We start from the raw sequence: 12,714 nt of genomic DNA, 5'->3' as shown, positions 1-12,714 counted from the left end.
GTCGTCAGGACGATCTCGGAGACCACCAGCGGGAAGTTCTTCGGAAGACGCAGCCGGAGGTCGGCGCTGCCGTTCTGGCGGTTGTTGAACGCCGCGTCCGGCAGCGCCACGGTGGCGGTCTGCCAGGCGCCCATCTGCTCGTCGGTGACTGTGACGGCGTCGGCGCTGAAGTACGTCGTGCCCTCGGCGCCGTTCTCGTACTGGACCTGGAACCGGCCGGCTTCCTCGGGGCGGTAGGTCAGCGTCAGCCAGGCGTCCTGCGGGCCGCCAGCCAGGTAGCGGTCGTCGACGGCGAGGTACAGGTTGCCGGTCGCACCCTCGGGGTTCGGCTGCGTGAGAAGCACCTGCCGGCCGTCCACCTCGCCCCACGTGAACGGACCGCTGGGGTACTCGACGGCGGACAGGCCGTCCGGCTCCTGACCGGCCACCAGGCTGGCGGTGACGCCGGGCAGCTCCTCCACCGTGCTGCGGATCGTCATGGCGGAGATGGCGACCGGCAGGTTGTCCGAGGCAAGCACGCGCAGGTCGGAACTGCCGTTCTGGCGGTTGTTGAAGCTGGCGGCGGGCAGCGGGACGGTGGCGGTCTGCCAGGTGCCGACCTCGTCGGCGCCGATGCTCACGCCGTCGGCCCGGGAGTACGCCTGCCCGGTCGCGCCGTTCTCGTACTGCAGGGTGAAGGTGCCCGCCACGTCGCTGCGGTAGGTCACCTCGGCCTCCATGTCGTACGGGCCGCCGGACATGGCGGCGTCGTCGACGTGCAGGTACAGGTGGTTGCCTCCGCCGTCGGGGTTGCGCAGCAGCTGGATGGCCGGGCGACCGTCCACCTCGGTCTGCTCCCAGGGCCCGTCGGTGAACTGCACGGCCTCCAGGCCGTCCGCGCGGCCGGCCGCGAGGTCGAAGGAGACCTCCGGGCGGGCGGGGACCGCCGGGTTCGGGTCGGTTCCGGTGCCGGGGTCCCCGACCTCGGACTGGTCAAGGACCACGGTGTCGCCATCGGCGTCGTGGCCGAGGGTGAACTCGTACATCGTCTCCCCGCCGAGAGCGACGAACTCCGCCCGCAGCGTGTCCTCGGTGATGGTCAGCCGCATCGCGCCGAGGTTCTCGTTGTCGCGCCACTGGCTTCCCGTGGTCGGGGCGAACAGGCTGGTCGTGCCGTCGCCGCCGATGCCGGTGACCACGAGGTTGTCCCCGTCCGGGGTGATGACGTGCTCGGCGTGGTGGTCGTGGCCGGAGATCATCAGGTCGACGTCGGGGTGGACGGCCCAGCGCCGGTTGAGGTTGTTGCCGGACTTGCCGGAGGAGTACGGCGGCTGGTGGACCCCGGTCAGCACCCACGTCGCCTCGGACTGCTCGACCGTCGCGACGTAGTCGTCGTAGATGCCGGGCATCCGGTCACCGCTGGAGGTCTCGCAGGCACCGTTGGGGTTGACCCACTCGAGCAGGCCGTTGCCCAGCACGGCGCGGTAGGACTGCGGCACGCCGAGGTACTGGATGGAGTACTTCGCTCCCTCGGCGTCGCAGCTGTTGCCGTAGTCGTGGTTGCCGAAGATGGGGAAGAAGATCCCGGCCTCGATGTCCTCCGCGTACGGCGCGACCGAGAGCCGGACCTGCTCCTCGGTGGCCTGCTGCTGGTTGTTGTCCCCGCCGGTGAGGATGAAGTCCGGATCCCAGGAGTGGACCATGTCGGCGACCGCCTGCTCGTCCGCGCACTTGGCCGGGACGCCGTAGCCGCACGCGCCGTAGTCGCTGATGACGGCGACCTCGAGCGCCTCCGCGCGGGGCCGGGCGGGGTCGACGTCGTCCGTGATCAGCTCCAGCCCGGAGGCGGAGGTCGTGCTGGCGCCGGCCAGGGGCCCGACGGCGACCAGGCCGGCCCAGGCGAGGACTGCCGCGGACGCGACGGCCGCCAGCCGTCTGGACGCGGGGGATGTCGGCATCGAGATCTATCTCCTTGAGGGGATTCGGGATGGCTCCGCCCCGGAACGTAGGAGATGCGACCGAACAGCCGGCGACCGTGGGGCCAACGGAGTCTGAAATCCGGGGGGTGGGCGTGCCTCTCCCTGACGGTGACCAGGCGGAAGAAGTCGACGGAGCGACCGTGCAGCCTGATCGCGACGGCAGAGCCTGCGCCGCGCTGCGTGCCGGACCCGACGGGCGTCGAGCAGCTCAGCCGATGCGGACGAGACCCGGACGTGCGAGGTTGGAAACCCCGAACCAACGTCGAGGAGATCCCGCATGATCGGATTCATCGTCGCCGGCCTGATCATCGGCGCACTCGCCCGACTGATCAAGCCCGGCAAACAGGACCTCGGCCTGCTGGCGACGCTGCTGCTCGGACTTGCGGGCTCCGTCATCGGCGGCGTGGTCGCGAACCTCCTCGGCACCGGCGACATCTTCGAGCTCAACGTTCTCGGCTTCGTCGTCGCGGTCATCGCCGCGGTGCTCCTCATCGGTGTCGCCGAGAGTCTCGCCGGCCGCCGCACGCACCGCTGACCGGTTCCGCGACGTGCGGTCGGTCATGCCGGAGACGGGGAACATGACCGGGTACCACCGTGCGGCCGGGCGGCGGCGCTGCTACCTGGAGCGGAGTGCGGCGTCCGTCGTCCCGACGGCGGAGCCGAGCCGGGCGCCGAGCCACCGGATCTGGCGCCCGAGCTGCTCGGCGGCGCCGCCCTCGTGGCCGTTGAACGGGTAGACGACGATCTCCTTGTCCGTGCCGTCCGCCGGCCGCCCGTAGAGGTTGTACGCCGCGAACACGGTCGACGGCGGGCAGGTGACGTCCATGAGGGCGACGGAGAAGAGCGCCGGCGCGACCGCCCGGCGTGAGAAGTTGACCGCGTCGACGTAGGAGAGCGTGCGGAAGGCCCGCTCGACCTCGCCGCGGTGCACGGCGAGGTAGGCCGACACCTCGGAGTAGGGGCGCGCGTCGGTGATCTCCACCGCGCGGCGCACGTGGCACAGGAAGGGTACGTCGGCCATGACGGCGGCGACGTCCGGGACGAGCCCCGCCACCGCGAGCGCGATCCCGCCGCCCTGGCTCCCTCCCACGACGGCGACGCGCGCCGGGTCGACCCCCGCGACGCTCCGCACGGCGTCGACCGCCCGCACGGCGTCGGTGAAGACGCGCCGGTAGTAGTGCTCGTGCGGGTCGAGCAGCCCGCGGGTGAGGAAGCCCGGGTAGGCGGGGCCGGAGCCGACCGGGTCGGGCGTGTCCCCGCCGGCACCCCAGGCGCTTCCCTGCCCGCGGGTGTCCATGACGAGGTGGACGTAGCCCGCCGCCGCCCAGGCCAGCCGCTCGTGCGGGAGGCCGCGGCCGCCGCCGTAGCCGAGGAACTCCACGACCGCCGGAAGCGGTTCCTCCTGCCCCGCCGGGCGGGTCAGCCAGCCGCGGACGGGGTGGCCGCCGAAGCCGGCGAAGGTGACGTCGGAGGTCTCCACGAGCCTCAGCCCGGTGTCGACGCGTGCGAGCCGCACGTCCACCTCGACCGTGCGCGCCTCCGCGAGCGTCCGGGCCCAGAACCCGTCGAAGTCCTCCGGCTCCGGCACCTCCGGCCGGTAGGTCTCGAGCTCGGCCAGGGGCAGGTCGTAGAGGGGCATCTGTTCTCCGGGTGGCGGGGGGACGGCGTCGTCACGTGGGCCCGGTCGGGTCCCCGTCCATCCTGCCAGGGCCGTTACTTTTTCGTGACACGCCGTCGCTAAAGTTGCGTTCAGCGACGTCACCCGTTCCCGACGTCGGCCATTTCCTCAGACGACGAAGGATCCTCCATGTCATCGCCCGTGCCCCCGCCCCCGGCTGGAAGCCAGCCGTCCTACGTCCCGCCCAACGGCGAGCAGCAGAACCCGTACGCCCCCGAGGCCGGCTCGCACGAGGACCAGGCGCCCTACGGCCAGGCGCCCCAGGGCCAGCCGGCCGACTACGGCCAGGCTCCCTACGGCCAGCCGGCCGACTACGGCCAGGCTCCCTACGGCCAGGCGCCGGGCCAGCCGTACGGGCAGCCGTACGGTGCGCCGTCGTTTCCCGGCGGGCAGCGCCCCTCGAGCGGCCTGGCGATCGCCGCGCTCGTCGTCGGCGTGGTCTCCCTCCTCCTGTGCTGGATCCCCCGTGGTCAACTTCGTGTCGATGGTCGGCGGGATCGTCGCCGTCGTCCTGGGGGCCCTCGCGCTGCGCAAGGCGAGCCGGGGCGCCGCGGGCGGCAAGGGCATGGCGATCGCCGGCACAGTGCTCGGCGGGGTCGCCCTGATCGCGGCCATCATCGTGACCGCCGTCCTCGGCGCCGCGATCAGCGACGCGGTCGACGCCGTGGAGAGCGCCGCTCCCGCCGCCGAGGTGGTCTCCTACGGGGTGGCCGCCTTCGTGATGGGCATGGGTGTGCTGATGGTGGTCCTGGGTGCCGCGTTCCGCTCGCTCGTGCCGGCGGCCGCCCCCGAGGTCGCCCGCGCCGTCCGCGCCGACGCGGTGCCGGTCCCCGTGACGGCCTGACCCCCAAGGCAGCCACGCACAGCGGCCCGCCGGACACCTCGTCCGGTGGGCCGCTCCGCGTGCCGCCACAGCTCCACGCTCAGGCTGTCCGGAGAGGGCGGGGGTCAGTCGGCGTCCTCGGCGGCTCCCTCCCCGTGGTCGGCGAACTCCTGGGGGATGGAGCCCGGGTCCCCGTCGGCGGTGAGGAACAGGTGGACATGGCGATCGCTGCTACCGACCATGAGGCTGTCGAGCTGCGCGGCGCCGGCCAGCCACAGCTCGACCGCCGCGTCCCGGCGGCCCGCGAGGGCGCTGGGCCCGTCGACGGTCCCGGCGCTACCCGCCGCAAGGTCCCGCAGCGCAGCGTCGAGCAGGTCCACCGCGCCCAGGAGCGCGGCACGGGTGACGGTGTGCTCGCTCGTCCCTTCCGGGACCGCGCTGAGGGACGCCCGCGCTGCGGCGACCTCCTGGACCCACCGGTCGACGTCGGCCTGGTGCGCCGTCGGGCCGGTCCCCCCGCCCACGGGCAGCGACTCGGAGACCTCCGCGAGGACGGGCATGAGCCGGTCGTACGCCTCCTCGCCCGCCTCGGACAGGTCGGCGGCGAGCTCGGCGCGGTCGGCGGCCTGATCCGCGGCGAGCTGCGCGGCGATCGCCTCGACGGAGCCCGGCTCCGGAGCCTCCGTCGGGCCCGCGTCGCCCGCGGCCTGGGTAGCGCCGTCGTCCCTCGAGCCTGTGGCCGGCGCGTCTGTGGTGCGGCCGAGGGCGTATCCGGTGCCGCCGGCCGCCAGGACGGCGAGGGCAGCGACGAGGACGACCGGGCGGACGCGTCCCGGCTTCCGGTCTGCGGGTGCGGGTGCGTTCACGACACTTCCTCTCCGTTGACGGCGGTCTGGCGCACAGAATAGTTTGTTGCGACGCCGTACTAATACGGCGTCCCACCGAAGGAGCGCAATGAAGCGAAACCACAGCCCTGCACTCGTAGGCGCACTCGGCGCCTCCGTCGCCCTCTCCCTGGTCGTCGCCATGGCACCGGCCCAGGCCGCAGCCGACGACTACGACGTGCTGGTCGTCGGGAAGACCACGGGCTTCCGGCACAGCAGCATCGACGAGGCGACGACGGCCGTCATGGCGCTCGGCGAGGCGAACGGGTTCACCGTCGACGTATGGGACCCGCCGACGCCGGCCGGGCGATGGGGCGCGAGCCCCGGCCAGCCCGAGCGGACCCTCGAGTCCACCCCGTTCACCAGCGCCGAGAACCTGGCGAAGTACGAGACGATCGTCTTCGTCTCCACCGTCGACGGGACCAACAGCCTCGACCCGGCCCTCCCGACGCTGCTCGACGGCTCCGAGCTCGAGGCGTTCCAGGGATACATCCGGGCGGGCGGCGGGTACGCCGGCGTCCACGCAGCCACGGACTCGATGCACACCGTCCCCTGGTACGGGCAGCTGACGGGCGGCGGAGCCCGCTTCATCAGCCACCCGGCGCAGCAGACCGCCACCCAGACGGTCGAGGACGGCACACACCCCTCGACCGAGCACCTCGACGAGAGCTGGACCCGGTTCGACGAGTGGTACAACTTCACGCAGAGCCCGCGGCCGGTGGTGCGCGTCCTGACGAACCTCGAGGAGACCACCTACAACCCGGGCCGCAACGCCATGGGTGAGGACCACCCGCTGTCGTGGTGCCAGAACATCGAGGGCGCCCGCTCGTGGTACACGGGCGGCGGCCACACCGAGGCGTCGTACACGGACCCGGCCTTCCTCCAGCACCTGCTGGGCGGCATCGCCTGGACCGCGCGGGCCGTCAGCGGCGGTGGTGACTGCGTCACCTGGTACGAGGTCGACACGCTGGTCAGCGACCTGCTCGACGAGGGGGCAATCTCGCAGAAGGCCGCCACGCAGCTCGACAGGCAGCTGGCGGAGGCCCAGGAACTCGCTGACGCCGGCGAGCCGGCCGAGGCGGCCGAGAAGCTGAACGCCGCCGCGGCACAGGTGCGTGCGCACGTCCGTGACAACGCGGACGCGCGGGAGACCCTCGCCGGCAAGGTGTCGGACCTGCAGACCTGGCAGCGGGAGCTCGGCTGACGAACCTCGACCCCGGTAGCACCGCGTCGAGTCATCGGCGCCCATGACGCAGCGCGACGGTCGGAGCAGGTCTCCGGCCGTCGCGCTCGTCGTCGGGGGACGGGCTCGCGGGAGACCGTGACCCACCCCGGTCGCGCGATGGGCGGCGACAGAACGGCCGGTTGCTGACCCGGTGGCGGTGTGAGCGGCGGTTCAGGACTTCTGTCCCGCTTTGCCGGGTTTGGCCCGTCCTACGTTTGTCCCGTAGGAAGCAGGACCGGTCCGATACCGGGACTGCCGCAACGCGCGGGCCGCTCATGGGGAGTTGTCCGCACCTGACGGGAACACAGCCATGAACAGCAGCATCGCCAAGGTCGCCGGCATCCTCGCCATCGTCGCCGGAGCGCTCTTCGTCCTCGCCGGGGGCGTGACGTGGGGTCTGATCACCACCAACCTGGCCGAGCAGAACATCACGGTCGCCGAGGACTCCAAGATGCTCCCGGGCGACGACGTCAACGGCCCGTTCTCCGCCTTCGCGCAGGCGCAGATCATCGACGAGCACGCGATGGCCGGCACCGAGGGGCGTACCTACGCCGAGCTCGGGGGCCTGGTGAAGGAGGCCGAGGCGGCGGGTGACACGGCCCTGGCCGAGGAGCTGCAGGGCCAGCGCACCACGGTCATGAACGCCTCGGCGTCCGCCGAGTCCTGGCTGGGCGCGCCCGTGCCGGAGATGGAGCCGGGCGCCGCCCTCGCGGAGCTCGTTCGCCGCTGGCTGCGCGCCTTCGGCCCCGGGACCGAGCGGGACCTCACCTGGTGGCTCGGCGACACCCTCACGCGCGTCCGCGCCGCCCTGCGCGCGGTGGGGGCCGTGAAGGTCTCGCTGCAGGACGGCGGCACGGGCTATGTCCTGCCGGACGACCTCGAGCCCGACGAGCCCGTCGAGCCCTGGGCCGCCCTGCTGCCCACGCTCGACCCGACGACGATGGGGTGGCAGGCGAGGGACTGGTACCTCGGCCGCCACCGCTCCCACCTGTTCGACACCGCCGGCAACGGCGGCACCACCGCCTGGTGGGACGGCCGCATCGTCGGGGCCTGGCACCAGCTGGACGGCGAGCGCGTGCAGGTCCACCTGCTCGAGGACGTCGCCCGCGACGGGGTGCGGGCGCTGGAAGTTGAGGCGGAGCGGCTCACCGAGTGGCTCGACGGCGCACGTCCCGGAGCCCGGTGGCCGTCGCCGGTCCTTGCCGCCCTCCGGAAGGCCCGGGCGACGTAGGGCGACAGCAAAGGGCACCTCCGCGTGCGAGTCATAGTGGCATCCGTGTGGGCGCCGGCTGATAGATGTTCGTCATGGCACCCGCAGACCCGGCGGCACCGGCGATCCCGCCCGGCTGGCCGGCACCCGACCCGGCAGTCCTCGACCGGGCGCACGCGGCCGCCCTCGACGCACTCTCGACCTCCGGACCCCGGCCCGTGCAGGAGCGGCTCGCGCGGTACTACGACCCCGCCCTCGACGAGGTGGGCTCGACGTTCCTCGACGTCAGCCCGAACCTGGCCGACGACGTCACCGCCGCAGACCTGCTCGCCGTCCACCTTCTCGGCACCGACGTCCGTGCCCTCGACGTCCGCCACCTGCTCCAGGCCGGCCCCCTGCGCAGCGTCGTGCTGACCTCCCTGGCCGCCCTGCCCGACGGCGACCTCACGGTGGCCGACGACGAGACGCTCGTGGCGATGGAGCTGCTCCGGGTCGACGTCGCAGCGGCGCTCGAGTCGCGCGGGGCGAGCGGTGGCCGGTGGACCGTCGCGGAGCAGCTGTGCGCCAGGAAGCGCCCCGACCTCTTCCCGGTGCCGGACCCGGTGGCGCGCAGGCTGCTCCTGCCGGGCGCGCGGCGGGAGCGACCACCGGACGGACTGGCTGGTCCTGCGGCACCTCCTGCGCACCGACGACGTCCGCGCCGCGCTGTGGACGGCGCAGGACGCCGCCCGCGAGGTGGCCGGGCACGAGAATGTCGTGCTCGACCTCGGGCTCCTGCGCCTCCTCGGTGTGGCGCTGCAGACGTACGTCGCCAGGAACGGGCCGACCGCGTCGTCGGCCGCCGAGGCGGGGTGAGGAGAGCCGGTCGGCGCTCCGATCAGGGGGTGAACAGCGCGGACGACGGCGTGTTCGTGGCGATGGAGATGACGTCGGTGGTGATCCCGTACAGGCCCCACGCCACCATGAGCACGAACAGGGCCCGGCCGGCCACCGTGACGGCGTCGCTGCGCCAGAACCGCAGCGCGGCCTCGGACCTGCTGATGCCGAACGCGGCGACGACCGGCACGGCCACGACGACGAGAGCGATGTTGAGCGCCGCGCCGGCGACCAGCAGGACCAGCCACGCCGGGCGCCGCCGCACCCAGCCGCCCGGTGCGTCCAGCCGGTCGACCACCGCTGGGACGAGCAGCCCGAACAGGGTCGGGACGGCGAGGAACGAGAGCACCGCGAGCCACTCGGGCTTCAGCACCGAGTAGTCGAACGAAGGGTGGTCGTGCACGAGGAACGCGCCACCGATACTTCCCACGAACAGCGCGAACAGCCCCGCCCGCGCCCGGGACGACGGCGGCAGCACCCGCCTGACCCAGAGGTAGACGAGCCCGGCGATCGCGCCGAGCGCGATGGTCGTGACGAACAGCTGCAGAGTGCCGCCGAGCGAGATCTGCCCGACCGGCTGCATGTCGTCCGTCAGCCGGTCCGTGACGTGCTTCGGCGACGTCACCGCCAGGACCCGCATCAGGATCCGGCCCAGCACGCCGCCCGTGAGCAGGCCGACGAGCCCGCCGCCGATGGCACCGACCGCCAGCGTGCGCCAGAACTCGAGCGAGCTCGGCCGCGTCGCGAGCCGGCCGCCGTCGGCCGCCCGTCCCTCCACCACTGCCATACGTGCCTCCGCTTCTGCGCCGACCTCTCCAGCGCGACAAGGATGTCTGCGGGCACGACTTCTGTCTGGCGTATGGGACGACGATCTCCCGGGGTAACCGTCGGCCACCAAAGCGTTGGCAGGCGCACCCGCTGCGGCATAGTGTGAACTGGCTCACGTCAATCGCAGGAGGCTGCCATGACCGTGATGGACCTGCCCCCCGGTGACGACCTGTTCGGTCACCGGGTGCTCGTACAACGACGAGCACGAGCACTGCCACGCCGGCGCGATCACCATCAGCGGTGCGGGTGCCGACGCCGCGTGCGCGACGTTCATTCCCCTCTCCCGTCACGGCGGGCTGGAGAAGGTCGTCGCCCACGTCGGTGCCTGCTCCCGGCAGGACTGCGTGCACAACGACTCGCTCGAGTGCGCGGCCGAGTCCGTGCGCGTCGGGCCGGGGCGTGACTCGGCGGACTGCCTCACCTACGCCCCGCGCTGACCTCCTCGGCGGACGGTCCGGGCGCCTGCACCAGGACCTGCGGCCGCTGCAGCGTGCCGTCGCGCGTCCGGCTTCCGGCGGTGGTCCCGTCCCCCATGGCGGTATGCGGGCGAATCAGGCCGTGGGAGGCCAGGGTGTCGTACACGGACCCCGCGAGGACAATGATGCGGTCCTGATCGGGTTGACTGTTCAGGCCCAGGGCGAGGACCACCCCGGAGTCTGGGAAGTACATGTGGAGCACCCGGAACCCGAACGTGCCGCCGAGGTACAGCCACAGGGTGCCGAACTTCTCGTGCGTGCCCTGGCTGACGCCCAGCCCGAACCCGCCCGGATCGGCCGGTGAGGTCCGGTCGATGGGCTGCGCCGTTCTCGTCGAGATCAGGCTCGTCAGCTCGAGCTGCTGCTCCGGAGGCAGCAGCTCGCCGGTGTACACGCCCACGCCCACCGCGTCAGGTCGCTCATGGTGCTGAGGATGCCTCCCGCACCGCGACCCCAGGACACCGTGTCCCGGCTCACGTCCCGTCCGACCATCCTCGAGAACTCCGGGACCTGGTTGAAGTAGAGATAGCCAGCCGGCTGCCGGCTGACGATCAGGCGGGGGTACAGGTGCGGACGGTAGTCGAGGTCCGAGAGGCCCAGAGGTTCGACGATCCGCTCGTACAGCTCGTCCCTGTAGCTGTCGCCGGTCACCCGCTCGATGATCATCTCGGCGAGGATGTAGTTGGTGTTCGAGTAGCCGTATCCGGAGGTCGCGGGCAGGTCCGCGACGTACCCGACCAGGCGTTCCTTCGAGAAGCGCACGAACGGGTCGGCCGCGTAGTCGGCGAGGAAGGCGGACTGCTCGTCGTATGTGGGGATGCCGCTGGTCATGTTCAGCAGCCGTCTGATCGTGACGTCGCGCCACTGCGGATACTGCGGCAGCCACCTGCCCACCGTGTCCTCGATCGACAGCCGCCCCTCCGCTTCGAGCTGCAGCAGCAGCACCGAGGTGAACGCCTTGGTGTTGCTGCCGATCTGCCAGACACTGTCCGCCGGTACGGGCGCCGAGCCGCGGAACTGCATCGTCCCGGCGCTCACGTCCACGCTGGTCTCCTCGCCCGGAAGGCTCACGCTGAGGGCGGCGGCGGACGCATGCTCGGGCGAGCCGCGCGCTCGCAGATAGCTCTCGAGGTCCTCACTCAGCTCGGCCACCAGGACCGAGTCGCAGTCCGGGCTCGTGCACTCGGCATCCCCGGGGGCCGCCTGCGCCGGCACCGTCGCAGCACCTGGTACCCAGAGGCCGACGACGGCCAGCAGCGCAGCGATGATCAGCCCGGCCAGACGCGTGAGCGCGGGAAGGGGACGAGCGGTCAGGGGACTCATCACGGGCACCGCCAGCCGAGTCGGCATCGTGCCGGGCGCTCATCGCCCAGTGCGATCAACTCCCGATGGTGTTCCCCGCGCCGGTGGTCGTCAAGGCTCCGGCGGGGCACTCGACCCCCACACTCCGGCAGTGGTCCCGGACCCTACCTCTTCCTCATCCGCCGATCCGCCTAGGCTCAGCCCATGCCGAACCCCACCGCCGCCATGCTCGTCATCGGTGACGAGATCCTGTCCGGACGCACCCGCGAGGCCAACGCGTACCACCTCGCCGGGGAGCTGACCCGGGTCGGGATCGACCTGCGCGAGATCCGCGTGGTGCCCGACGACCACGAGGTCATCGTCGAGGCGCTCAACGCCCTGCGCGCCGGCTACACGCACGTGTTCACGTCCGGCGGGATCGGCCCCACCCACGACGACATCACCGCCGACGCCGTCGCGGCGGCCTTCGGCGTCGGGATCGACGTGCGCGACGACGCGCGCGAGCTCCTCGAGGCGGCGCTCGCCCGGCGGGGGCTCACCCCGACCGCGGACCAGCTGCGAATGGCCCGCATCCCCGACGGCGCCACCCTCATCGTCAACGACCTCTCCGGCGCGCCCGGCTTCAGCGTCGGCAACGTCCACGTCATGGCGGGCGTGCCGAGCATCTTCGTGGCCATGGTCGAGACCGTCCTGCCGACCCTCGAGACCGGCGCGCCGCGCCTCTCCCGCGAGGTCCGCTTCGAGGTCGGCGAGGGCCGGATCGCCACGCCGCTGCGCGAGCTCGCCGAGGCCATGCCGCACCTGAGCTTCGGCTCCTATCCGTTCCGCGAGGGCGAGGTCCGCGGCACGAACATCGTCGTGCGTGGCACGGACCCGGCCCTCCTGGACGACGCCGTCGCTCGCCTCGAGGCGATCAGGACCGCGACGGCGATCGCGCGGTAGCCGCGGCGGCCGGCTGGGAGGTGGTCGCGATGGTCGTCCTGCGGTGGCTCGGCCGTGGCGGCCTGGTCCTCGCCGGCGTGCTGGGCGCCACCGCGCTTGGCGTGGTGGTGATGCTGGCGGCGGGCGACGCCGGTGCGTCGCCGCAGCAGGCCCAGGACGGTCTCGCCCGGCCGGCGCTCGGGCTCCTGGGCGAGGTAGCCCACCGTGGCGTGGGGCGGCGCCAGCGTGGTGCGGCCCTCGAGGTCGGCGCCGGACGGGAGCCCGGCGAGGGCGGAGAGGAGCGTGGACTTGCCGGCGCCGTTGGCGCCGACGAGGCCCCACACGTCGCCCGGGGCGACGGTGAAGGTGAGGTCGGAGAACAGCCGGCGTGCCCCGTGGGACGCGCCGAAGTCCGTCACGTGCAGGGTGGCCGGCATGGACCCGAGGTTACGTGGTCGGACGGGTCTGCAACCCCGGCCGACGTTGCGGCGCGGTCACGCCCGAGGCGCCGCCGCGCCGGTCGCCGCGCCGTC

Annotated in this window: 13 protein-coding genes and 3 pseudogenes; 8 read left to right on the top strand and 8 right to left on the bottom strand. The window is 72.6% G+C overall.

Going from position 1 to position 12,714, the window contains the following annotated elements; genetic code table 11:
- Positions 1–1,226: 1,226 nt before the first annotated feature.
- Positions 1,227–1,937: pseudogene (locus tag DA06_RS14945) on the bottom strand (metallophosphoesterase); the annotation flags it as partial.
- A 298-nt stretch (positions 1,938–2,235) separates the two neighbouring features.
- Here DA06_RS14945 and DA06_RS14940 point away from each other — a divergent pair.
- Complete coding sequence (locus DA06_RS14940; protein WP_043501477.1) at positions 2,236–2,493, top strand: GlsB/YeaQ/YmgE family stress response membrane protein; 258 nt, start codon at positions 2,236–2,238, stop codon at positions 2,491–2,493.
- Between the two features lie 81 nt (positions 2,494–2,574).
- Here DA06_RS14940 and DA06_RS14935 read toward each other — a convergent pair whose 3' ends face one another.
- Entirely contained in the window at positions 2,575–3,597 is a 1,023-nt protein-coding gene (locus tag DA06_RS14935; RefSeq protein WP_052436797.1) for an acetylxylan esterase, read from the bottom strand.
- Between the two features lie 171 nt (positions 3,598–3,768).
- A complete protein-coding gene (locus DA06_RS14930) occupies positions 3,769–4,110 on the bottom strand; it encodes a hypothetical protein (protein WP_418605365.1) in 342 nt (113 codons plus the stop codon).
- Here DA06_RS14930 and DA06_RS14925 point away from each other — a divergent pair.
- Positions 4,103–4,480, top strand: a complete 378-nt coding sequence (locus DA06_RS14925; RefSeq protein ID WP_418605364.1) for a DUF4190 domain-containing protein — start codon at positions 4,103–4,105, stop codon at positions 4,478–4,480. The genes DA06_RS14930 and DA06_RS14925 overlap by 8 nt on opposite strands.
- Before the next feature lie 104 nt (positions 4,481–4,584).
- Here the strand turns inward: DA06_RS14925 and DA06_RS14920 are convergent, their stop codons facing one another.
- On the bottom strand, positions 4,585–5,325 hold the full coding sequence (locus DA06_RS14920; RefSeq protein ID WP_043501467.1) for a hypothetical protein: 741 nt from the start codon (positions 5,323–5,325) through the stop codon (positions 4,585–4,587).
- An 88-nt stretch (positions 5,326–5,413) separates the two neighbouring features.
- Between DA06_RS14920 and DA06_RS14915 the strand changes: the two genes are divergently transcribed.
- From DA06_RS14915 to DA06_RS14900, 4 genes and pseudogenes are all read left to right on the top strand, one after another.
- Complete coding sequence (locus DA06_RS14915; RefSeq protein ID WP_052436796.1) at positions 5,414–6,547, top strand: ThuA domain-containing protein; 1,134 nt, start codon at positions 5,414–5,416, stop codon at positions 6,545–6,547.
- Between the two features lie 331 nt (positions 6,548–6,878).
- Positions 6,879–7,799: a DNA glycosylase AlkZ-like family protein gene (locus DA06_RS14910; RefSeq protein WP_418605362.1), complete on the top strand. Its 921-nt coding sequence runs from the start codon at positions 6,879–6,881 to the stop codon at positions 7,797–7,799.
- A gap of 65 nt (positions 7,800–7,864) precedes the next feature.
- Positions 7,865–8,347 (top strand): annotated as a pseudogene (locus tag DA06_RS14905) (DUF6308 family protein); the annotation flags it as partial.
- Positions 8,310–8,633 carry a hypothetical protein gene (locus tag DA06_RS14900; RefSeq protein ID WP_043501461.1) on the top strand — a complete coding sequence of 108 codons (324 nt, stop codon included), beginning with the start codon at positions 8,310–8,312 and terminating at the stop codon, positions 8,631–8,633. The pseudogene DA06_RS14905 and the gene DA06_RS14900, both read left to right, overlap by 38 nt.
- Before the next feature lie 22 nt (positions 8,634–8,655).
- Here the strand turns inward: DA06_RS14900 and DA06_RS14895 are convergent, their stop codons facing one another.
- The gene (locus tag DA06_RS14895; RefSeq protein ID WP_418608333.1) at positions 8,656–9,441 is read right to left on the bottom strand and encodes a hypothetical protein; all 786 of its coding nucleotides are present in this window, start codon (positions 9,439–9,441) and stop codon (positions 8,656–8,658) included.
- A gap of 202 nt (positions 9,442–9,643) precedes the next feature.
- Here DA06_RS14895 and DA06_RS14890 point away from each other — a divergent pair, with 202 nt between their 5' ends.
- Positions 9,644–9,919, top strand: a complete 276-nt coding sequence (locus DA06_RS14890; protein WP_043501457.1) for a DUF1540 domain-containing protein — start codon at positions 9,644–9,646, stop codon at positions 9,917–9,919.
- Here the strand turns inward: DA06_RS14890 and DA06_RS14885 are convergent.
- Positions 9,900–10,358, bottom strand: coding sequence for a hypothetical protein (locus tag DA06_RS14885; protein ID WP_418605360.1), 459 nt, complete (start codon positions 10,356–10,358; stop codon positions 9,900–9,902). The genes DA06_RS14890 and DA06_RS14885 overlap by 20 nt on opposite strands.
- Positions 10,307–11,281 (bottom strand): serine hydrolase domain-containing protein, encoded by a 975-nt coding sequence (locus DA06_RS14880; protein ID WP_418605358.1) that lies wholly within the window; start codon positions 11,279–11,281, stop codon positions 10,307–10,309. The genes DA06_RS14885 and DA06_RS14880 overlap by 52 nt, the downstream gene beginning before the upstream one ends.
- A gap of 183 nt (positions 11,282–11,464) precedes the next feature.
- On the opposite strand from DA06_RS14880, the gene DA06_RS14875 reads away from it, so the two are divergent.
- Positions 11,465–12,202, top strand: a complete 738-nt coding sequence (locus DA06_RS14875) for a competence/damage-inducible protein A (RefSeq protein ID WP_043501455.1) — start codon at positions 11,465–11,467, stop codon at positions 12,200–12,202.
- Positions 12,203–12,234: 32 nt separating this feature from the next.
- On the opposite strand, the pseudogene DA06_RS14870 reads toward DA06_RS14875, so the two are convergent.
- Positions 12,235–12,618: pseudogene (locus DA06_RS14870) on the bottom strand (ATP-binding cassette domain-containing protein); the annotation flags it as partial.
- Between the last annotated feature and the right edge of the window lie 96 nt (positions 12,619–12,714).

The organism is Georgenia sp. SUBG003 (assembly GCF_000715355.2).
Taxonomy (GTDB): Bacteria; Actinomycetota; Actinomycetes; order Actinomycetales; family Actinomycetaceae; genus Georgenia.
This window is presented reverse-complemented; position numbering and strand designations above follow the sequence as displayed.